At 69.8% G+C, this 20,173-nt stretch carries 25 protein-coding genes; 13 read left to right on the top strand and 12 right to left on the bottom strand.

Features of this window, described 5'->3' with window-relative positions:
• Window positions 1-61 precede the first annotated feature (61 nt).
• Window positions 62-1,027, top strand: a complete 966-nt coding sequence (locus J2P76_RS12715) for a GlxA family transcriptional regulator (RefSeq protein WP_207407982.1) — start codon at window positions 62-64, stop codon at window positions 1,025-1,027.
• Here J2P76_RS12715 and J2P76_RS12710 read toward each other — a convergent pair.
• Window positions 1,016-1,279, bottom strand: coding sequence for a hypothetical protein (locus tag J2P76_RS12710; RefSeq protein ID WP_207407980.1), 264 nt, complete (start codon window positions 1,277-1,279; stop codon window positions 1,016-1,018). The genes J2P76_RS12715 and J2P76_RS12710 overlap by 12 nt on opposite strands.
• A gap of 67 nt (window positions 1,280-1,346) precedes the next feature.
• Here J2P76_RS12710 and J2P76_RS12705 point away from each other — a divergent pair, with 67 nt between their 5' ends.
• From J2P76_RS12705 to J2P76_RS12685, 6 genes are all read left to right on the top strand, one after another.
• Window positions 1,347-1,856, top strand: coding sequence for a GNAT family N-acetyltransferase (locus J2P76_RS12705; RefSeq protein ID WP_207407978.1), 510 nt, complete (start codon window positions 1,347-1,349; stop codon window positions 1,854-1,856).
• A gap of 81 nt (window positions 1,857-1,937) precedes the next feature.
• Window positions 1,938-2,399, top strand: a complete 462-nt coding sequence (locus J2P76_RS12700; protein ID WP_207407977.1) for a MarR family winged helix-turn-helix transcriptional regulator — start codon at window positions 1,938-1,940, stop codon at window positions 2,397-2,399.
• A gap of 134 nt (window positions 2,400-2,533) precedes the next feature.
• Window positions 2,534-2,959 (top strand): organic hydroperoxide resistance protein, encoded by a 426-nt coding sequence (locus tag J2P76_RS12695; RefSeq protein ID WP_207407974.1) that lies wholly within the window; start codon window positions 2,534-2,536, stop codon window positions 2,957-2,959.
• A 57-nt stretch (window positions 2,960-3,016) separates the two neighbouring features.
• Window positions 3,017-3,763, top strand: coding sequence for a DUF4336 domain-containing protein (locus J2P76_RS12690; protein WP_207407972.1), 747 nt, complete (start codon window positions 3,017-3,019; stop codon window positions 3,761-3,763).
• Between the two features lie 55 nt (window positions 3,764-3,818).
• Entirely contained in the window at window positions 3,819-3,941 is a 123-nt protein-coding gene (locus tag J2P76_RS23750; RefSeq protein WP_278253113.1) for a hypothetical protein, read from the top strand.
• Window positions 3,942-4,088: 147 nt separating this feature from the next.
• Window positions 4,089-5,051, top strand: a complete 963-nt coding sequence (locus J2P76_RS12685) for a hypothetical protein (RefSeq protein ID WP_207407970.1) — start codon at window positions 4,089-4,091, stop codon at window positions 5,049-5,051.
• Here the strand turns inward: J2P76_RS12685 and J2P76_RS12680 are convergent.
• Window positions 4,934-5,611, bottom strand: coding sequence for a LysE family translocator (locus tag J2P76_RS12680; protein WP_207407968.1), 678 nt, complete (start codon window positions 5,609-5,611; stop codon window positions 4,934-4,936). The genes J2P76_RS12685 and J2P76_RS12680 overlap by 118 nt on opposite strands.
• Before the next feature lie 90 nt (window positions 5,612-5,701).
• The gene (locus J2P76_RS12675) at window positions 5,702-6,505 is read right to left on the bottom strand and encodes an AraC family transcriptional regulator (RefSeq protein ID WP_207407967.1); all 804 of its coding nucleotides are present in this window, start codon (window positions 6,503-6,505) and stop codon (window positions 5,702-5,704) included.
• A 67-nt stretch (window positions 6,506-6,572) separates the two neighbouring features.
• Here J2P76_RS12675 and J2P76_RS12670 point away from each other — a divergent pair, with 67 nt between their 5' ends.
• Window positions 6,573-6,779, top strand: coding sequence for an oxidoreductase-like domain-containing protein (locus J2P76_RS12670; RefSeq protein ID WP_207407966.1), 207 nt, complete (start codon window positions 6,573-6,575; stop codon window positions 6,777-6,779).
• Here J2P76_RS12670 and J2P76_RS12665 read toward each other — a convergent pair.
• Both J2P76_RS12665 and J2P76_RS12660 read right to left on the bottom strand, forming a co-directional pair.
• On the bottom strand, window positions 6,776-7,216 hold the full coding sequence (locus J2P76_RS12665) for a copper resistance protein NlpE (RefSeq protein WP_207407965.1): 441 nt from the start codon (window positions 7,214-7,216) through the stop codon (window positions 6,776-6,778). The two genes, J2P76_RS12670 and J2P76_RS12665, sit on opposite strands and share 4 nt — an antisense overlap.
• Before the next feature lie 58 nt (window positions 7,217-7,274).
• Window positions 7,275-9,044 (bottom strand): peptidase M14, encoded by a 1,770-nt coding sequence (locus J2P76_RS12660; RefSeq protein ID WP_207407964.1) that lies wholly within the window; start codon window positions 9,042-9,044, stop codon window positions 7,275-7,277.
• Between the two features lie 145 nt (window positions 9,045-9,189).
• On the opposite strand from J2P76_RS12660, the gene J2P76_RS12655 reads away from it, so the two are divergent.
• Genes J2P76_RS12655 through J2P76_RS12645 form a run of 3 tightly spaced genes read left to right on the top strand, consistent with a single transcriptional unit; the run spans window position 9,190 to window position 10,357 of the window.
• The gene (locus J2P76_RS12655) at window positions 9,190-9,501 is read left to right on the top strand and encodes a hypothetical protein (protein WP_207407963.1); all 312 of its coding nucleotides are present in this window, start codon (window positions 9,190-9,192) and stop codon (window positions 9,499-9,501) included.
• A gap of 57 nt (window positions 9,502-9,558) precedes the next feature.
• The gene (locus tag J2P76_RS12650; protein ID WP_207407962.1) at window positions 9,559-10,158 is read left to right on the top strand and encodes an NUDIX domain-containing protein; all 600 of its coding nucleotides are present in this window, start codon (window positions 9,559-9,561) and stop codon (window positions 10,156-10,158) included.
• Complete coding sequence (locus J2P76_RS12645; RefSeq protein WP_207407961.1) at window positions 10,139-10,357, top strand: DUF3820 family protein; 219 nt, start codon at window positions 10,139-10,141, stop codon at window positions 10,355-10,357. The genes J2P76_RS12650 and J2P76_RS12645 overlap by 20 nt, the downstream gene beginning before the upstream one ends.
• A 16-nt stretch (window positions 10,358-10,373) precedes the next feature.
• Here the strand turns inward: J2P76_RS12645 and J2P76_RS12640 are convergent, their stop codons facing one another.
• Together J2P76_RS12640 and J2P76_RS12635 are read right to left on the bottom strand one after the other, a co-directional pair.
• Window positions 10,374-11,525 carry a hypothetical protein gene (locus J2P76_RS12640; protein WP_207407960.1) on the bottom strand — a complete coding sequence of 384 codons (1,152 nt, stop codon included), beginning with the start codon at window positions 11,523-11,525 and terminating at the stop codon, window positions 10,374-10,376.
• Between the two features lie 14 nt (window positions 11,526-11,539).
• A complete protein-coding gene (locus J2P76_RS12635; protein WP_207407959.1) occupies window positions 11,540-12,268 on the bottom strand; it encodes a helix-turn-helix domain-containing protein in 729 nt (242 codons plus the stop codon).
• Window positions 12,269-12,594: 326 nt separating this feature from the next.
• On the opposite strand from J2P76_RS12635, the gene clpB reads away from it, so the two are divergent.
• A complete protein-coding gene (gene clpB / locus J2P76_RS12630) occupies window positions 12,595-15,189 on the top strand; it encodes an ATP-dependent chaperone ClpB (RefSeq protein ID WP_207407957.1) in 2,595 nt (864 codons plus the stop codon).
• A gap of 179 nt (window positions 15,190-15,368) precedes the next feature.
• Here the strand turns inward: clpB and J2P76_RS12625 are convergent, their stop codons facing one another.
• The 5 genes from J2P76_RS12625 to J2P76_RS12605 are packed head-to-tail and all read right to left on the bottom strand — an operon-like array spanning window position 15,369 to window position 19,722.
• Window positions 15,369-16,748: a sulfite reductase subunit alpha gene (locus J2P76_RS12625; RefSeq protein WP_207407956.1), complete on the bottom strand. Its 1,380-nt coding sequence runs from the start codon at window positions 16,746-16,748 to the stop codon at window positions 15,369-15,371.
• Window positions 16,749-16,755: 7 nt separating this feature from the next.
• Window positions 16,756-17,712 (bottom strand): FAD:protein FMN transferase, encoded by a 957-nt coding sequence (locus J2P76_RS12620; RefSeq protein ID WP_207407954.1) that lies wholly within the window; start codon window positions 17,710-17,712, stop codon window positions 16,756-16,758.
• Window positions 17,713-17,728: 16 nt separating this feature from the next.
• Entirely contained in the window at window positions 17,729-18,529 is an 801-nt protein-coding gene (locus tag J2P76_RS12615) for a DUF4198 domain-containing protein (protein WP_207407952.1), read from the bottom strand.
• Window positions 18,530-18,554: 25 nt separating this feature from the next.
• Window positions 18,555-19,070 (bottom strand): DUF2271 domain-containing protein, encoded by a 516-nt coding sequence (locus J2P76_RS12610; protein ID WP_207407950.1) that lies wholly within the window; start codon window positions 19,068-19,070, stop codon window positions 18,555-18,557.
• A 22-nt stretch (window positions 19,071-19,092) separates the two neighbouring features.
• A complete protein-coding gene (locus tag J2P76_RS12605) occupies window positions 19,093-19,722 on the bottom strand; it encodes a PepSY-associated TM helix domain-containing protein (protein WP_207407948.1) in 630 nt (209 codons plus the stop codon).
• A 62-nt stretch (window positions 19,723-19,784) separates the two neighbouring features.
• On the opposite strand from J2P76_RS12605, the gene crcB reads away from it, so the two are divergent.
• Window positions 19,785-20,168 (top strand): fluoride efflux transporter CrcB, encoded by a 384-nt coding sequence (gene crcB, locus J2P76_RS12600; RefSeq protein WP_207407946.1) that lies wholly within the window; start codon window positions 19,785-19,787, stop codon window positions 20,166-20,168.
• Window positions 20,169-20,173 lie beyond the last annotated feature (5 nt).

The following is a 20,173-nucleotide window of genomic DNA, read 5'->3' as shown; positions in this document are numbered from 1 at the left end:
CAGGCCTCACTGTAGCGATGGATGCTATGGCGTGAATGACGTATTTCCCTTGAAAATTGCCATGCCTATCAATGTCGCCTTCCTGATGATTCCCGGATTCCAGCTGCTGGACATGGCCGGCCCGCTGTCGGTGTTCCAGATTGCCGGCGAAGCCGCGGCCGGCCCGCGCGGGCCGGCCTATGCGCCGCAGCTGGTGTCGGCGCGCGGCGACCGGGTGGCCAGTTCGGCCGGCGTCGAGGTGGCCACCCGGCCGTGGCGCGACGCGCGCCCCGATATCGTGCTGGTGCCGGGTGGCGAAGGCCCGCGCCAGACGGGCGCCACGCCGGGCGCGCGCGCGTTCCTGCTGGCCGCGCAGGCGCGGCGCGCGCGGCTGGCCAGTGTGTGCACCGGGGCGTTCGTGCTGGCAGCGGCCGGGCTGCTCGACGGCCGGCGCGCCACCACCCACTGGCGCCATGCGGCCGAGCTGCAGCGCCGCTACCCGGGCATCAAGGTCGACAGCGACAAGATCTACCTGCGCGACGAACGGGTGTGGACGTCGGCCGGCATTACCGCCGGCATCGACCTGGCCCTGGCCATGGTCGAAGAAGACCTGGGCGCCGATGCCGCGCAGCAGGCCGCGCGCGACATGGTGGTGTACCACCGGCGCGCCGGCGGGCAGTCGCAGTTTTCGGCGCTGCAGGACCTGGCCCCGCAAAGCGAGCGCATGCGCCGCGTGCTGGGCTACATCGGCCAGCACCTTACGGCGCCGCTCAGTATCGAAGAGCTCGCCACCGCGGCCTGCCTGAGTCCGCGCCAGTTCATCCGCAGCTTCAAGGCCGAAACCGGCCAGACGCCGGCCAAGGCGGTCGAGCGCATCCGCGCCGACGCCGCGCGCGCGCACGTCGAGGCGGGCAACATGACGATCGACGCCGTGGCCCGCGCCACCGGGTTCGCCGATGCCGAGCGCATGCGCCGCGCGTTTGTGCGGCGCTACGGGCAGCCGCCGCAGGCCTTGCGCCGCGCGGCGCGCGAATCGCTACTGGCCTGAATCGTCGCCGGGCTGTTGTGTGAACGCGCGCACCAGCCGGTCGATATCGTCCAGTTCCGCGCGTGCGCCGCCGGCCCAGGGCGGGGCCTCGAAAGGGCTGTCGGCCGGCGCCGGCGCGACGTGGGCCTTCATCTCGGCCAGGATGTCCAGCGCCAGTTCGGTGGCCTGCGGGTTGCTGCGGGTGGACAGCGCCAGGGCCAGCGCCACGGTCTGGCGCAGGGCCAGCAAACGGCCGTCGAGTTCGGTTTCCATGCGGTGCCTGTGATAGCGGTAGAGCCGTCTATTCTACGGACTGCCGCGCCGTGTTAATGTCCCGGCCATGCTGCTACGCCCTGAAACCGACGCCGACATTGCCGCCATTTTCTCCGTCACGCAGGACGCCTTCCGCGACGAACCATACAGCGAGCACACCGAAGGCCCGATCATCGACACCCTGCGCGCCGCGGGCGCGCTGGCCCTGTCGCTGGTGGCCGAAGACCAGGGCAGGGTAGTGGGCCATGTGGCGTTCTCGCCGGTCAGCATCGCGGGGCCGGCCGGCGTCACGGCGGGCTGGTACGGCCTGGGGCCGATCGCGGTGGCGCCGGGCAGCCAGGGGCGCGGCATCGGGTCGATGCTGGTCATGGAAGGGCTGGCGCGCCTGCGCGGCCGCGGCGCGGCGGGCTGCGTGGTGCTGGGCCGGCCTCAGTACTACGGCCGCTTCGGCTTCCGGGCCGATGCCGGGCTGGTGCTGCCGGACGTGCCGGCCGAATATTTCATGATGCAGGCCTGGCGCGGGCGCGCGCAGGGCACCGTGCAATACCACCGGGCATTCGATACGCCGCCGGCCTGAAGCGGCCGCGCCTGGCGGCCGCATTGCCGCGTAAAAAATAACTTGCGATTAAATAGTGCACTATGTATTATGGATTCCATCATGAATCGCCGCCGTTCCTTGCCCGCCACCGCCCCGTCGCTGCTGCTCGACGAACAGCTCTGCTTCGCCCTGCATTCCACGGTGCTGGCCATGAACAAGGTGTACCGCAAGCTGCTGCGCCCGCTGGGCCTGACGTATCCGCAGTACCTGGTAATGATGGTGCTGTGGGAACAAGACCAGCTGACGCTGTCCGATATCGGCCGCCGGCTGTTTCTGGATTCGGCCACGCTGACGCCGCTGCTCAAGCGCATGGAAGCCGCCGGCCTGGTCACGCGCCTGCGGGCCGAGCAAGACGAGCGCCAGGTCATTGTGGGCCTGACCCGGGCGGGGCGCGAACTGAAGCAGAAGGCCGCGCAGGTGCCGGTGTCGGTGCTGTGCGCCACCGAATGCGCGCCCGACGACCTGGCCGCGCTGAAGGGTCAGCTGGATCACCTGCGCGGCCGCCTGATGGCGAATGGCTGAATATTGTGTTGAATCATCATGCTGTCAAATATGTAGTGCACTATTTAATCGTTAGCAACTTGTATCCGGCCCCGGCGAGCCGTACTTTGGTGGAATCGCCGCTGTCCCTGAACTTTTATTGAAAGGAAATTGCCATGTCTCTCGAAAAAGTCGCTTACCGCGCTCATGCCAAGGCCACCGGCGGCCGCGATGGCCGTGCCGTGTCGTCCGACAAGGTGCTCGACGTCAAGCTGACCACCCCGCGCGAACTGGGCGGGGCCGGCGGCGACGGCACCAACCCCGAGCAGCTGTTTGCCGCCGGCTATTCGGCGTGCTTCCTGGGGGCCATGAAGTTCGTGGCCAATCGCGACAAGATTGCCATTCCGTCGGATGTGTCGGTGGACGGCTCGGTGGGCATCGGCCCCATCCCCAACGGTTTCGGCATCGAAGTCGAGCTGAAGATCTCGCTGCCCGGCATGGCCCGCGAGCAGGCCGAAGACCTGGTGCAGCGCGCCCACATCGTGTGCCCGTACTCGAATGCCACGCGCAACAACATCGACGTGACCCTGACCGTGGTGTAAACGGTGTCCGCCCGCCCGGCGCGGCATGGCCCGCCGGGCGGGCGGCGGGAGCCGCCCATGGATGACGACCGCCTGCTGTACGCGCCGGTCAACACACTGAAGCCGGTGGACGACGAGGTCTGGATCGTCGACGGCCCGGCCATCCGCTACGGGCCGCCCTGGCCCAAGATGCGCTTTCCCACGCGCATGACAGTGCTGCGGCTGGAAGGCGGCGGCCTGTTCATTCATTCGCCCACGGCGCTTACCCCCGAACTGCAAAATGCCATCGTGCGGCTGGGCGCGCCGCGCTGGATCGTGGCCCCCAGCCGCATCCACTATTGGTGGGTGCCCGACTGGCACCGCGCGTTCGGCCAGGCCGCGGTGTACGTGGCGCCGCGCGTGCTGGAACAGGCCGGCGGGCGCATCGATTTTCCGGTGCAGCCCTTGCGTCAGGCGGCCGGCTACCCCTGGGATGCCGAACTGGCCACGCTGCCCATCGACGGCAGCTACCTGACCGAAGTGGAATTCTTCCACTACCGCAGCCGCACCCTGGTTCTTACCGACCTGATCGAGAATTTCGAGCCGGCCAAGCTGGACTCCGCCTTCGCCCGCTGGCTGACCCGCCTGGGCGGCGTGCAGGATCCCGACGGCCAGATGCCGCGCGACATGCGGCTGACCTTTTCGCGCCGCCGCGCCGAACTGCGCGCGGCGGTGCAGCAGATGATCGACTGGGACCCGCGGCGCATCATCCTGGCGCACGGCCGCTGGTATACCGATCACGGCGCGGCGGAGCTGCGGCGCGCGTTTCGCTGGCTGCTGACGTAGCCGACACGCCGGGGGCGCTTGACGCGGGCCGCCCGAATGGTAGGATGCCTGCGTCATGACCCGGCTTGTCTCTTCCTCTTTCGCGCTGCGCGCAGCGGTTGCCACGCAACGGCCCACTCCGGTGGGCTCGCACGACGTGGCCGTGCGCTCGGCCTACGCACGCGCCAAACCCGGCTAATCGGCGCGGCCCAGCGGGCCGCCGCCTTTCCGATTCCCTGTTTTCTGGTCATCCAGGCCCGCACGCCGCACGCGCGCGGGCCTGGCCCACTTTGCCGCCGGCATCGCCGCGGCACCGGGCCCACAGCCATTTTTGATGCGTAGTGCCATGCAACTTACCAAGAACTTCGTCAAAGCCAAGAACCCCTGCGCCAGCGGATACAAGTGGTTCCTGCGCGACCACAACGGCCAGGGCGATTATCAGGCCGTGCTGGATGCCCTGGTGGCCGACGGGCGCGTCGACGACGCCTGCTGGCTGCTCGACCAGTTCGGGCCCACCGACAGCGTGCTGGTGGTGGAATCCATCGACGCCGCCGCCATCGTGTTCGCGGGCACGCTGGTGGCGCGCCGCGGCATCTGCGTCGATACCGTGGTGCGCGCGGGCGGGCGCATCGTCAGCGGGGCGGGCGTGCGGGCGGGCAGCGTCATCGCGGCCGGCGGCAACATCGAGGCGCAGGGCAGCATCGTCAGCGACGGCGCCATCCGCGCCGGCGGCGATATCCAGGCCGGCTGGGGCATCAGCGCCGGCGCCCGCCTGGACTGCGGCGGCGTCTTGCGGGCCGGCTGGGACATCCGCACCGGGCAGGACGCGCATGCCGCCGGGGCGGTGCTGGCCGGGCAGGGGCTGGATATCGGCGGAGCGCTGCGCGCCGGACAGGGCATCAAAACCGGCGGCGACCTGCGCGCGCAGGCCGAAGTCACCGCGGCGCGCGGCATCCAGGCCGCCGGCGAAGTTGTGTGCGGCGATCACCTCGAGGCGGGCTGGGGCATCAAGGCGGGCGGCGACGTGATCGCCGACGGCGCCATCCGGGTGGGCGAGGGCATCGAATCCGGCGGGCGCATCCTGGCCGGTCCGGGCCATGGGGTGTATGCCGGCCTGCGCGTGCGCATGGATGCGTGGGAAGTGTCGGCGCGGGTCAGCGCCAGCGCGCCGCCGGCGGCGCTGGTCAGCGGTTACTGGGTGGCCGAGCCGGCCCAGCCGGCAATGCCCGCGTCGGCCAGCAGCCACAATCCGCCCGCCGCGATCAACAGCAGCACGGCGCCGGTGACCCGTTCGATGGCGGCGTTGTAGCGGGCGAAACAGGCCATCACGGCGGGGTGGCCGATGCCGGCCGCCACCAGCAGGTCCCAGCCCAGCACCGCGCCGAACATCCACAGCCCGTAAGCAAACTGTACGCCGCCCGTGGTGTGTTCGCCGGCCAGCAGCGAGAACAGGCTGGCGTAGAACAGGGCGTTCTTAGGGTTCAGGATGCCCGAGGCGAAGCCCGTGGCGAAACGCCTGTGCCATGGGGGCGCGTCGGCGGCGCCCGGGCCGCCCGCGGCCTGCAGGGCCGTGTCCACCGGGCGGGCGTGGCGGATCAGCAGCCCGCCCAGCCAGGCCAGGTATACACAGCCGCCAGCCTGCAACGCGTAGAACAGCGGGCTGTGCGGACGCAGCGCCGAAAACCCGCCGATGGCCAGGGCAATGAATACGCCGTTGGCGGCGGCAATGCCCAGGCACAGCGCGGCCGCCTTGCGCCAGCCGTGCAGCAGCGCGCCGCGCACGATCAGGAAAAAATCCGGACCGGGGCTGAGCAGCGCCAGAAAATGCGCGCCCGCCACCAGGATGAATTGCTGCCAGGAAAATGCCATGCCGCCTCTCTGAATGCCGAGGGCATTCTGGCGGCTTGCGGTGGGCAAGTATTGAAGAAAAGTGCGGGCCCAGGCCCCCGGGCCTGTGCTTCAGCCGCCCGCGCGCCGGTAGGCGCCCGGGGTGGCCGCCACGCGTTCCTTGAACGCGCGCTGGAAGTGGCTTTGGTCGGCAAAGCCCAGGTCCTGCGCGATGCGGCTCAGGCTGTGGCCGCCGCGCAGCAGGCGGCGCGCCTGCACGATGCGCAGGTCCAGTTGATACGCATGCGGTGTCATGCCGGTGGCATCGCGGCAGGCGCGTATGAATTGATAGCGGCTCATGCCGGCCGCCGCGGCCAGCCCGGCCAGGGGCAGCGCCTGGCTGCCGGGCCGCCGCAGCAGGGCCACGATGTGCTGCAGCCGCGCCGCGGGCAGCCGCGGCCCCGGGGCGCGCGGCGGGCGGCCCAGCCACGAACGGCCGCCGATATACAGCACCAGCGCCGCTTCTTTGTCGGCAGGCGCGGCATCGGAGAACAGCAGCATGTTCAATTGGCAGAAGCGGCGGTAGGCCGATGGCGCATCGCTGATGCAGGCCTGGCCGGGAAGGCAGGCGTCCGGGGCGGTTTCGCGCAGCAGGTCGGCGGTCCAGCCGGCATCCAGGTGCAGCATCTGGTAGCTCCAGGCGGCGCCGGCGTCGGGGTTGCAGGCATGCGCGCAATGCGCCGGCACCATGACCAGGCTGCCGGGGCGCAGCCGATGGCGCCGGCCGCCGCTGCAGAAAACGCTGGCTCCGCCATCCACGGCGCCGATCGACACGGTGTCGTGCGTGTGCGCAACGTAGCAGGCGCGGCTGTGCACGGCGCGGCGGCTTTCCGCGTAGGGCAATTGCGCGTCGCGCCAGAACTGGGTGTCGGACATGATGGCGGGGTGTACAGAATCCGGCAGCCAGATTACCACTGGCGGCGGGGGCGCGATAATGGCGTCAATGACTACCGCTGAAAAAACTGCCGCCACGCCGCCCGCGCCAGACCCCGAACCCGTACCGCCCGAGGCGCCCGCCCCGGGCGATTGCTGCCAAAGCGGCTGCATCCCCTGCGTTTACGACTTGTACGACGAGGCCATGGACCGCTATCGCGAAGCATTGCGCGCCTGGCGGGCGCGACACGGCGTGCCGCCGCCGCGCGCCGGCTAGCGCACCTGCGTCAGTTCGTAGTGCGGCGCCAGCGGCCCGCTGGGGCGCGAGCCATCCTGGTACAGCTGGATCAGCCGGCCCTCGGCCACGAAATACCGCTGCTCGTCGCCGGCCTTGTCCAGGCGGATGGTGCTGCCGTCGGGCTGCCAGCTGAATGTGCCGCGCACGATATTGGGGTGCGGTTGGCGGTCCAGGTAGCGGGTTTGCAGTTCGTAGCCGCCGTGCGGCGTCAGCACCAGGCGGGTCTGGATGCCGGGGCAGTCGGCGCAGGGCAGGGTGCCTTCGTAGGCGCCGGCCCAGTCCAGCGAATTGCGGGCATTGTGCCCGTCGGTCAGGGCAGGGCCTTCTTTGGCGGGCGGCTGCGGCGGATCGTGGGGGGCGGCGCAGCCGGCCAGCACGGCGGCGGCCAGCAGATAAAGCGGCGCGATGGTTTTCATGCGGGCTCCTGAACGCAAAAGCGCCTTCAAAAATAGCGCGATCGGCGCTGCGCAGGTGTTACCGGGCGTACGGCGCCAGCAGGTCCGGGCGCGCGCGCACCAGGTCCGCATACACCGCCACGGCCGCCAGCACGGTTTCCATTTGCACCGTGTGCGCGTAGCGGAAGGCGGCGCCGTAGACGGTTTCGTCGGGAAACTCGGATATCAGCGACAGCGGCGCCATTTCCTGGTCGCTTTCGGTCACGACGCAGGCAATGCCGTGCTGCGTGTCGAAGCCTTTTTCCAGCGCATGCGCCTCGTAGCGCGCGGCCTGCCGCGCATGGAAGTCCGCCAGGCCGGGCACCTGGGCCAGCCGCGCGCTGATGCCATCCATCAGCTGCCGCGCCGGCTGGCTCCAGCCGGGGTGGTGGCGCAGCAGCAGGAAAAAGCCCTTGGGCAGGGTCCAGGATTCGAACTGGCGCGGCAGGTAGCCCGACAGGGGGCGCGTCCATTCGTGCGCGGGATAGCCGTGCAGGTTGATATGCAGCCGCGCGCCGCTGCGGGCCAGCGCGGTGCGGCGGGCCTGCTGTTCGAGCAGCGGGGCGCCGGCGCGGTAGGCCACGTCGTCGCCCAGGGCGCTGTAGCGCGCGGCATGATGCATGTGGCAGGGGTGGTGCGCGCACAGCTCGCGGTGCAGGGCATAGCCATCGGGGTTTTCGCAGGCCACCAGCGCGAAATGCGCCCCGCCCGCCGCGCACAGCGCCTGAGCCGCGCGCAGGGCGCCCACCACGCCCGAGGTTTCGTTCGCATGCTGGCCGCCCGAGATGAACACCGCCGGCCCGGGCCCTTCCAGATAGGTGCCCGGCACGGGCCGGCCCTGGCGCGAGGTGGCGTGCAGCGGCGCGCCGCCCAGCGCCTGCAGGTGCGCGGCGATCTGGGCCGGCGCCAGCGGCGCCTCGACACTGTCCAGCGGCAGGGGCGCCACGGCGGGTTCCGGCCCGGGCGCGTCGAACGCCCGGGTGGCTACCCGTACGCGCGCCGGGCCTTCGGCCGGCCGCACGTCGGGCACGATCTGGCCCGGCTGCAGGCGGCGGTCGCCCGGCGGCAGGCCGGCATGGCGCTGGAAGAATTCGATCAGGGTGAAGTACAGGTCTTCATGCAGGGCTTCATAGGTGCTGACCAGGCCGGCATCGCCGCCGGCGTCGAATTCCATGCCGGGCAGGTCGACACGGATATCCAGGCGCTGGAAATGCGGGGCCCGCGCGCCCCAGTCGTGGCTGCGCACCGCCTGCACGGCGGCATCGAAGGCCGCCTGGTATTCCGTGCCGCACGCCGCGTCAGCCGCCAATGCGCCCGCGGCGTCGCGCACGCGCAGCCATCCGGTGGGCGACAGCAGCGTCGCGCCGTCGTCGGCGCTGGCCGGAGCATTGGGCGCGAACACCATTGCCTGGCGCTGCCGGCCGTCGTCATAGCGCAGGTCGACCCGGTAGTGCAGGTCGGCCGTGCCCGCCACGAACTGCAGCGAGGCCGTGCCCAGCAGGTCGGCCAGCGGGTAGGCTTCCAGCGTGTAGCGGTTGGGCCGCGCCAGCGGGTGCACCGGGTAGCGCACCGTCACGGCCGCCAGGCCGCGCAGGTCGGCGTCTTCCAGGAAGAAATGCAGCAGGGGCTTGTAGGCGCTGCGCAGCCGCGCGGTGATGCCCGCGCGCGCCAGCCGGGCCTCGGCGGCGCGGCGAGCCGGCAGCCCCTCGAACAGCCAGCCCTCCAGGCTGGCGCCGCACCAGGCGGGGCCGCTGTACTGCCGTTCCCAGGCGTCCAGGGTGCGTTCGAAGGTGGCGTCCAGCAAAATCATGGCAATCCTTGGCGGCAGGCCGCATGGTAGCTTTTGTTGCCGTTTGGAACCATCGCGGCGCGCCGCAGTCCCATCGGCGACGTTACGATAACCGCTCGCGGGCCGCCCGTCCGGGCGCCCGCCGGCAACTGTAAGGACGCACCCCATGAACAAGACCGCGCTTTCCGGCCTGGCCGCGCTGGCGTGCCTGTTGGGCGCCCTGGGCACGGCCCAGGCGCAGCAGGCCCGGGAATACAGCTTCCCGTCGCACGACGGCAGCAAGTCGCCGCCTTCCACCTTGCGCATCACCGAGCAGCCGGGCGCCGCGCCCGCGCCCGCGGTGCGCGACACGCCGGAAAGCGTGCAGCAATACCAACGCTGCCGCGCCAGGGTCGACCGCGAAGCCATCGGCAATGTCGATCTGCAGGCCGGCGTGGCCGGCTGCCTGAAAGAACTCGAGGCGCGCCGCGTGCAGTAGGCCTGCAAGCCGCGGGTGGTAAGCTGCCTGGCTGTCTCCACCCGCCCGCAGCCGCCCATGAACGCTTCCGACGACGCCCACCTGACTGAAACCCTGCTCGACAGCCAGCCGCTGTGCGACGGCAGCTTCCTGAAGGCGCGCCGCGACACCGTGCGCCTGCCCGACGGCCGCCAGGCCCTGCGCGAATACATCGTGCATCCGGGCGCGGTGGTCATCATTCCGATGCTCGACGACGGGCGCGTGCTGCTCGAGCGCCAGTTCCGCTACCCGGTCGGCCGCGTCATGACTGAATTCCCGGCCGGCAAGCTCGACCCGGGCGAAGATCCGCTGGCCTGCGCGCGCCGCGAGCTGCTCGAAGAAACCGGCTACACGGCAGGGCAGTGGGCCTATGCCGGCGCCATGCACCTGGCCATCGCGTATTCCACCGAGATCATCCATATTTTCTTCGCCCGCCAACTGGTCGCGGGCAAGGCGCAGCTCGACCAGGACGAATTCCTGGAAGTGCGCAGCGCCACGCCGCAAGAGCTGGCCGAAGCATGCCGCGGCGGCCGCGTCACCGACGCCAAGACGCTAACCTGCACGCTGTGGCTGCAGAATGTGCTGGCCGGCCACTGGACGCTCGACTGGCAGGGCCCGGATGAATCCGCAAGACCTTGAACGGCTGGTCACGCGCGAGATGCCCTACGGCAAATACCAGGGGCGCCTGATCGCCGACCTGCCCGGACCCTACCTGGCCTGGTTCGCCCGCAAGGGCTTCCCGCCCGGCGAAATCGGCCGCCTGCTGGCGCTGATGCACGAACTCGATCACAACGGCCTGGCGGGCCTGTTGCAGCCGCTGCGCCAGGGCAAGCCCTGACCTGATCACGGTTTCATCAGTCGATGGGCTGGCAGGCCGCCGCGCTGACGGCGGTGCTGGCGCCGTCGCCCAGCAGGGCGCGCGTGCCGCATAGCGAACCGAACATGGCGGCCGATTCGTGCCCCACCCCCATTACTTGCTGGTGTTCGTGGCGCAGGCTTACCGGCCGGGCGCCGCGGCTGGCCAGCAGCCGGTCGTAGCGCAGGTAGCCCAGGCCGCGCGACAGCCGGGTGGCGCCCTGGGCTTCGGCGCCGCAGTGCTTGTCCAGGCCGTGGTCTTCGGGGTTGTTGTCGGCGCTGCCCAGCAGGTAGACCACGTCGCGCGCCGCATAGCGCACATACAGGCTGGCCGCGTCGGAATCGGCGCCGTAGGCGGGCAGGTTCTGCGGGCCGTACGGATACCGGTTGTAGGTTGGGCAAATGCCGCGTTCGTAGGGCTCGAAGCCGTTGCCGCGGCGGCGCGGCCGTTCATTGGTCAGGTACAGGTACGACGGGGCGTTGGCGATGACGTAGCGCAGCGTCAGCCCGTTGCGCCGTATGGCGCCGTCCAGATCGTTCAGCACGGCATAGCGCTGCAGCAGCTGCGCCCCGCCGGAATGCCCCGCCAGCACGATGTCGGCCAGCGCCGGCAGGCGCTTGCGGTCGGCCAGCAGGCGCAGCACGTCGTCCAGCACCTGGAAGGCGCTGACCGGCGCCGGCCGGCCGGATGCCCGCACGCTGAGGGCGCCGCTTTCCCAGCTGGCCTTGCGCCAGGCGGGCCGCCCGGCGTAGGCGGCGTCGATGGGGGTGGGGAATTCCAGCGCCAGGATCAGGGTGTCGGCCCGGCGCGCGGCGTCGCGCTGCACGACGGCGTCGATGTCCTGGTAGTAGCGGCGGGCATCGCGGCGGCCGCCGTGCAGCACCACGATAACGCGCCGGATGTCGTCCAGCGGGCCGGCGAGCTTGCGGTTGGCGTACACCGGCATGCGGTATGCATGCTCGGCGTCGCCCAGGGCCAGGTCTTGCCACGGGGGCGCCGGACGCGGCGCCGCGGGCAGCGGCTCATCGTAGTTGTAGGGCGGCGGCAGCGGCGTTTGCGCGCGCGCCCAGCCCGCCGCCAGCGCCAATGCCAGCGCCAGGCTGGCCGCGGCGCAGCGGGGCGGGCGCGGGCGGCAACGGCGCATCGGCATGGGCGGCGTGGCGCTCAGCAGGTTTCCTGGCCCAGCAGTTGCTTCAGGGCCGGCAGATCGAGCAAACGAACTTCACGTTGATTGATACGGATCAAACCTTCGCGTGCAAATCGCGAAAACAAGCGGCTGGCGGTTTCCAGCGTCAGGCCCAGGTAATTGCCGATTTCTTCGCGGCTCATGCGCAGCACGAATTCGGTGGACGAATAACCCAGCGCGGCATAGCGCTGCGACAGGTTCAGCAGGAAGGCGGCCAGGCGCTGCTCGGAGCGCATGCCGCCCAGCGAGGCCAGCATCTGGTACGAGCGTCCGAGCTCGCGGCTCATCAGGCGGCGCATCTGGTGCTGCAGCGAAGGCAGGTGGCTGGCGACGTGGTCGACCTGCGACAGGCGGATGACGCAGACCTCGGAGTCTTCCATTGCCAGGGCGGTGGACACGTGCTTGCCCTCGAGCATGCCGTCCAGGCCCACGACTTCGCCCGGCAGGTGGAATCCGGTGATCTGAACGTGGCCGGCGGCGTCTTCGATCTGCGTTTTCATACTGCCGTAACGCACGCTGTATACCGCGTCGAGCGGGTCCAGCAGGGTGTAGAGCGATTTGCCTTTTTCGACCCGGACGCGCTCTTGCACGAGTTCGTCCAGCTGTTCGACGTCGGCCGCAGCCATGCCCACCGGAATGCAGACATGGCCCAGCATGCAAGTCGAGCAGTTCGGGGCTTCCGGCGGTAAAGGGACACGTTTTTGCATGATTTACCTTGATGCCGCTCAAGCTCATACGCGAGCCAGTGCCTGGCGGCAATTAATGATGAATCCCTATTGTATTCCTTGGGGGATAGGGATCGGTGTAGCCGTTTTCCTGTTTTGCCCCGTTCTGTGGTAGCACTGCCGGATCGATAGGACTATGCTGCTGCAATGGCATCGCGCCATGCGCCGTGATGCGGATGTTGCTTGCGCGCCACGCATCCCCCTGATGGCGCCAAGGTCTTGAAAAACTCCGCTGTGTCCGCACATGCAAGTTATCGAGCCAGCCGCGACGTCGCCGGTCAGGCTCCCCATCAAGCCTAACGACCACCATGCGATTCGACAAACTCACCACCAAATTCCAGCAAGCCCTGGCCGACGCGCAAAGCCTGGCCGCCCGCAACGACCACCCCTATATCGAGCCCGTGCACGTGCTGTCGGCGCTGCTGTCCGACCCTGACAGCGGCGCGGCCGGCCTGCTGGCGCGCGCCGGCGTGGCCGTCAACCGCATCGGGGGCGGGCTTGACGCCGCCCTGAAGGCGCTGCCGCAGGTGCAGGGCAACGACAACGTGCAGGTCGGCCGCGACCTGCAGGCCGTGCTGACCCGCACCGACAAAGAAGCCGCGCGCCGCGGCGACACCTACATCGCCAGCGAGCTGTTCCTGCTGGCGCTGGCCGACGACAAGGGTCCGGCCGGCACCATCCTGCGCGATGCGGGCCTGCAGAAAAAGGCCCTGGAAGCGGCCATCGACGCCGTGCGCGGCGGCGAAAACGTCTCGGCCGCCGAAGGCGAATCCAACCGCGAGGCGCTGGCCAAGTACACGCTCGACCTGACCGAGCGCGCCCGTCAGGGCAAGCTCGACCCGGTCATCGGCCGCGATGACGAAATCCGCCGCACCATCCAGATCCTGCAGCGCCGCACCAAGAACAACCCGGTGCTGATCGGCGAGCCCGGCGTGGGCAAGACGGCCATCGTCGAAGGCCTGGCGCAGCGCATCGTCAACGATGAAGTCCCCGAGACCCTGCGCGGCAAGCGGGTGTTGTCGCTCGACCTGGCCGCGCTGCTGGCCGGCGCCAAGTTCCGCGGCGAATTCGAAGAGCGCCTGAAGGCCGTGCTGAAAGAACTGGCGCAGGACGACGGCCAGAACATCGTATTCATCGACGAGCTGCACACCATGGTGGGCGCCGGCAAGGCCGAGGGCGCGATGGACGCCGGCAACATGCTCAAGCCCGCGCTGGCGCGCGGCGAGCTGCACTGCATCGGCGCCACCACGCTCGACGAATACCGCAAGTACATCGAGAAAGACGCCGCTCTCGAACGCCGCTTCCAGAAAGTGCTGGTCAACGAGCCCGATGTCGAGTCCACCATCGCCATCCTGCGCGGGCTGCAGGAACGCTACGAAATCCACCATGGCGTGGAAATCACCGATCCGGCCATCGTGGCGGCGGCCGAGCTGTCGCACCGCTACATCACCGACCGCTTCCTGCCCGACAAGGCCATCGACCTCATCGACGAGGCCGGCGCGCGCATCCGCATGGAAATCGATTCCAAGCCGGAAGTCATGGACAGGCTCGACCGCCGCATCATCCAGCTCAAGATCGAGCGCGAGGCCGTGCGCAAAGAGTCCGACGATGCTTCCAAGCGCCGCCTGGCGGCCATCGAGGAAGAACTCGAGAAGCTGCAGCGCGAATACAACGACTACGAAGAAATCTGGAAAGCCGAGAAGGCCGCGGTGCAGGGCACCCAGGCCATCAAAGAAGAAATCGACCACGTGCGCGCCGACATGGCCGAGCTGCAGCGCAAGGGCCAGTTCGACAAGCTGGCCGAACTGCAGTACGGCAAGCTGCCCGAACTCGAAGCCCGCCTGAAGGCGGCCGACACGGCCGAACAGCAGGGCGAGCAGGCCGGGGGCCAGCCGCGCCTGCTGCGCACGCAAGTCGGCGCCGAAGAAATCGCCGAAGTCGTATCGCGCGCCACGGGTATTCCGGTGGCCAAGATGATGCAGGGCGAACGCGAGAAGCTGCTGCAAATGGAAGACCACCTGCACAAGCGCGTGGTGGGCCAGGATGAAGCCGTGCGGCTGGTGTCCGACGCCATCCGCCGTTCGCGCGCGGGGCTGGCCGATCCTTCGCGGCCGTACGGTTCGTTCCTGTTCCTGGGCCCCACCGGCGTGGGCAAGACCGAACTCACGCGGGCGCTGGCCGACTTCCTGTTCGATTCCGAAGAGCACATGATCCGCATCGACATGAGCGAATTCATGGAAAAGCATTCGGTGGCCCGCCTGATCGGCGCGCCGCCCGGATACGTGGGCTACGAAGAAGGCGGCTACCTGACCGAAGCGGTGCGGCGCAAGCCGTACAGCGTGGTGCTGCTCGACGAGGTCGAGAAGGCGCACCCCGATGTCTTCAACGTGCTGCTGCAGGTGCTCGACGACGGCCGCCTTACCGATGGCCAGGGGCGCACGGTCGATTTCCGCAACACGGTCATCGTGATGACGTCCAATCTGGGGTCGCAGCACATCCAGAGCATGGCGGGCCAGCCGTACGAAGTGATCAAGGAAGTGGTGTGGGATGAACTCAAGCAGTCGTTCCGCCCCGAGTTCCTGAACCGCATCGACGAGGTCGTGGTGTTCCACGGACTGGAAGCGCAGCACATCGAGTCGATCGCGCGCATCCAGCTCAAGCGCCTGGCCGAACGGCTCGAGCGCCAGGAAATGCGCCTGGAAGTGTCCGACGCGGCGCTGGCCGAACTGGCCCGCGCGGGGTTCGACCCGGTGTTCGGCGCCCGGCCGCTGAAGCGCGCCATCCAGCAGCAGATCGAAAACCCGGTCGCCAAGCTGATCCTGGAAGGCGAGTTCGGGCCGCGCGACGTGGTGCCGGTGGACTGGCGCGACGGCAAGTTCGTGTTCACCCGCACGCTGCAGTAAGCGTGCGCCCGGTGTCTGACTCCCGCAGGGTGTCAGACACCGTACGACTGAGATGGCTGCGAAGTGGGCGGCGACTGTCTCGACTTTACGGTGTCAGGCACCCTTCGGGAGCCTGACACCTGGCAACAATCAGTGCCCCGGCCGTGCGATGCGGACCGGGGCACTGTCGCGTTCAGCGTTCAATACACGTCGCGGCGGTAGCGGCCGGCGCGCCGCAGCGCGGCCAGGGGTTCCGCGCCCAGTATCTGCGCCAGGGCGTCGTCCACGCCCTGGGCCATGCCCTGCAGGCTGCCGCAAATGTAGATGCTTGCGCCTTCTTCCACCCAGCCGCGCACGCTGTCGGCGGCGTCCAGCAGCGCGTGCTGCACGTAGCGCCGCGCCGGCGTGTCGCGCGAGAACACGGCGTCCAGGCGCTGCAGTCGGCCCTGCGCCAGCCAGCCCGCGATTTCTTCGCGGTGGAACCAGTCGTGCGCGGCCTGGCGTTCGCCGAATACCAGCCAGTTACGGAAATGGCCCGCGGCGATGCGCGCCTTGAGCAGCGCGCGCAGCCCGGCCAGCCCGGTGCCGTTGCCTATCAGCAGCAGCGGGCGCGCATCGCCCGGCGGGTGGAAATTGGCGTTGGCGCGCAGGCGCAGGTCGATCAGGTCGCCCACCTGCGCGGTGCGGGTCAGCCAGCCGCTGCCCAGGCCCAGGCGGCCGTCGGCGCCGCGCATCTGCCGTACCAGCAAGTGCACGCCGCCATCCGCGGGCAGCGAGGCCACCGAGTATTCGCGATGCGGCAGCAGGGCGCCGCCGCGCCGGTCGCGCGGGCCGACTTCGGCAATATCGCCGGCCTGCCACGCGGGCGCGCCGCCATCGGGCGGATCCAGCACCAGGTGAAAGCAGGGGCCGCCCTGGCTGCCGGGGTTCAGCAGCGTGCGCCGCGCCAGCCGCCAGGGCTGGTAGGCGGGCGTTTCCCAGTCGGGCAGGTCGGCGCGGCCGGCCAGCAGGCCCAGATGATGCTGCCAGTGCCGCAAGGCGGCCGGGTCGGCGTTGTCCGCCTCGACCCGGTCGAACAGCGGCGTGGCGCCGCGCCCGCGCAGCCAGGCATCGAGCCGGCGGCCGAAGCCGCAGAAATGGCGGTAGCTGCTGTCGCCCAGCGCCAGCACCGCATACCCCAGGCTGTCCAGCAGGGGCGCCCCGGCGCCGTCCAGGGCCATCAGGCTGTCGGCGAAGGCGGCGGCGTTGTCCGGCGGGTCGCCTTCGCCATAGGTGCTGGCCACCACCAGCAGGCGCGGGTAGCCGCGCAGTGCGGCCAGGTCCAACTGGCCCAGCGCCGCCACGCGGGCCTGCAGGCCGCCCAGCCGCAGCGATTCGGCGGTCTGGCGGGCCAGCGCCTCGGCCTGGCCGGTCTGGCTGGCGTGGGCCACCAGTATGGTCCGGCCGTCGCTGGGCGCGCGCAGCGCATGCGCGGCCCGGGCCTGCGCGGCCGCGCGCTGCCGGGCCCGGCGCCGCGCCCACAGGCACAGCAGCAGCCACACGGCGATGGCGCAGCAGGCGGCGGCCAGGCGAAGAGTCATGCCGGGGTCAGGCCGTTGCCAGGGCCGCGAAGGCGTCGCTGGCGGCCAGCCGCAAGTGCTGCCTGTCGCGCACAATGAAGAGCGCCGCCAGATCGTGCCGGCGCGCGTAGGCCAGGCCGTCGCGTTCGCCCAGCACGGTCAGCGCCGTGGCCAGCGCATCGGCCTGCATGCAGCCGTCGTGCACCACGGTGACCGAGGCCACGCCGTTGTCTACCGGCTGGCCGGTGCGCGGGTCCAGCGTATGCGCGTAGCGGCGGCCGGCGTTGTCGCGATAGCGGCGGTAGTCGCCCGACGTGGCGATGCTGCGGCCCCGCAGGGCCAGCGCCAGCGCATGGTCGTCGCTGCCGTCGGGCACTTCGATGGCCACGCGCCAGGGCTGGCCGTCGGGCCGCTGCCCGCGCGCGCGCAGTTCGCCGCCCACTTCCACCAGGTAATGCGCAGCGCCCGCGTCGTCCAGGGCGCGCGCGGCACGATCCACGCCGTAGCCCTTGGCGATGGCCGACAAGTCCAGATACGCGCCGCCCGGCTGCCATGCGCGGCGGCCGGCGTCGTCCAGGCGGATGCGCCGCCAGCCGCAGCGCTGGCGCAAAGCCTGGATGGCGCCCGCCGAGGGCGGCTCGCTGGCGTGCGGCGGGGGGCCGAAGCCCCACGCGTTGACCAGCGGGCCGATGGTGGGATCGTATGCGCCGCCGGTATCGGCGGCCAGCTGCAGCGCATGCCGCAGCACGTGGAAACAGTCGCCGGGCAGCGCCTGCCAGCCCGCCGCCGCACGGTTGTAGCGCGACAGGTCAGAGGATGCGTCCCAGGTGCTCATTTGCGCGACCACGTCGTCCAGCGCCTGCTGGATGGCGGCGCGCGCCGCGTCCGCCGCCAGGCCCGGCGGCAGGGCCAGCCGGGCCGACCAGGTCGTGCCCATGGTGGCGCCGGCCACCGCGGCCGGCGAATGCGGGGAAAGAACAGCCATGGAACCGCGCGGCGCCCTACGGCTGCAGCACTTCCAGCGTGGCCGCGTACGACAGGCGGCGCTTGGCGGCCTTCGGCACGGTGGTCTTGCCGTCTTCGGCGCGCGCTTGCACCCAGTACAGGCCGGGCTGCGGCCATTGCACCTGGAATTTGCCGTCCTGGCCGGTGCGCACTTCGATTTCGCCGACCTTGTCGCGGTAGCGGCTACCGCCCGGCACGATGGTCAGCTCGAGCCCGGCGGCGGGCTGGCCGTCGAGCATCATCTGGAACGTGGCGGTTTCGCCCGCATACAGGTCGTTGGGATGGGTGACCGGCACCAGTTCCAGGCCCTTGCCCACGGGCCGCACCTGGCTGGGCTTGCCCGCGGTGGCGAAGGTTTCCACGCGGCCCAGGCTCTGCGAGATCTCCAGGTCTTGCGCGTCGGCGGGCACGGCGGCCGCCAGCCCGTCGGGCTGGCCGAAGTAGCGCTTGGGCTTGCCGTCCTGCTTCCAGCGGGCGAACACGCCGTCGTTGACCACGGCGATGCGGTAGGTGCCGGTTTCGCCGAGCTGCAGGTCGAAGGTGCTGCGCAGCTTGCCCTTGTTGAGGTTCTGGGCCTCGGCCGGCTTGCCGTCGGGGGCCACGATCACCAGGTTGTCCAGGCGCAGGGGCGCGTGGTTGAAATAGAACTTGTCGTTGCTGACGGCGGCATCCACCGTGATCCAGTTGCCGGTGCCGGACAGCACGGTGGACGACGGCAGCATCCACAGATCATGGGCGTGGGCCGCGGCGGGCAGGGCAAGCGCCAGGGCGGCGGCGAGTCGGACAGCAGTTTTCATCGGGGCTCCGGAAAATCAGTGGCGGTCAGGGTTTCAGGGTCACGGCGATGGCGCCGAGCTCGTGCTCGCCGCTGGCCGACAGTTGTCCGGCCTGGGCGGGCGGCCAATCGAACGGCACGCGCACCAGTTCGCGCCCGCCCACTTCGCGGGCGGCTTCCACCACTACGGCATAGCGGCCGGGTTTCAGGTCGGCCAGCGGCTTGGCGCCGCCGGCGAAAGCCAGTTCGTGCCTGCCGGCGGGGCGGGTGGCGCCGCTGACGCCGTCCACCGGGAACTGCTGGTTGCGGCCGCTGCGGCGCCACCACTGGCGCATGTCCTTCAGCCATTCCGCGCCTTCGTTGTTCTTCTTGGCCACGTCATACCAGACGGCCAGGTCGGCCACCACGCTGTGGTCGGGATTTTCGAGCCAGATCGCCACGTAGGGGCGGTGGTATTCGGCCACGTCCAGGCGGGGTATCTCGATATTGACCCCCAGGTCGGCGGCCTGGGCCGTCCGGGCGATCAGGCCGGCCAGCAGGGCCGACAGCAGCAGCTTGCGCATGAAATCTCCAGGCTTGCGGTCTTCAATGGATGAACAGCAGGGCCAGCACCAGCGGGATCAGCAGCCCCAGCCCCACCATGGGCCAGGTCGCGGCCCGCTGGCCGGCATGCATTTGCAGCAGCACCAGCCCTGTCAGCGAAAACACCAGACAGGCCACCGCGAACACATCCAGGAACCAGCTCCAGGCGGCGCCGGTATGGCGGCCCTTGTGCAGGTCGTTCAGGTAGGCCACCCAGCCGCGGTCGGTGCGTTCGTATTCGACGGCGCCGTCGGCCAGGTCGACGGATAGCCAGGCATCGCCGCCGGCGCGCGGCAGCGAGACATACAGTTCGTCGGGCGACCACTCGGGCGCGCGGCCGGCCACCTGCGCATCCAGTTCGCTATCCAGCCACTGGGCCACGGGCGCCGGCACGGCGGCATGCCTGGTGTTGTTGCCGGCGGCCTTGAGCTGGCCGAGCAGGGCGGGCGGCAACTGCGCCTGGCGGGTGGTCACCGTGGGGCTCGCATCGATCAGCGCGGCATTGTTCAGGGTCAGGCCGGTAACAGCGAACAACAGCATGCCCAGCAGGCATAATGCTGAACTGATCCAGTGCCATTGATGCAGTGTCTTGAGCCAATAGGCCCGTCGACGCGAAGAAAGTTTGCCGTCCATGAGACATTACGGGTCAAGGCTGCGGATTCTATCATTTAAATGAGAATGAATCTCAAAAAATCATGACCCAGACACTGATCCCGCTCAACTTCCTCGCCGTGGCCATCGGCGCCGCGCTGGGCGCCTGCGCCCGCTGGCTGGCGGGGTTGTGGCTGAACTCGGCATGGCCCTGGGGCACGCTGCTGGTCAACCTGGCGGGCGGCTACCTGATCGGGCTGGCGCTGGCCGTACTGCTGGCGCATCCCGAGTGGCCGCAATGGATCCGCCTGGCGGCGGTCACGGGCTTCCTGGGGGGGTTGACCACGTTCTCGACGTTCTCGGCCGAAACCGTGGGCATGCTCGAACGCGGGGCCTATGCGCCCGCGCTGGGCTATGCGGCCATCAGCCTGCTGGGGTCGCTGGCGTTGACGGCGCTGGGCCTGGCCAGCGGGCACGCGCTGCGCTGAAACGC

The organism is Bordetella petrii (assembly GCF_017356245.1).
In the GTDB taxonomy this organism is placed as follows: domain Bacteria; phylum Pseudomonadota; class Gammaproteobacteria; order Burkholderiales; family Burkholderiaceae_B; genus Bordetella_A; species Bordetella_A petrii_D.
This window is presented reverse-complemented; position numbering and strand designations above follow the sequence as displayed.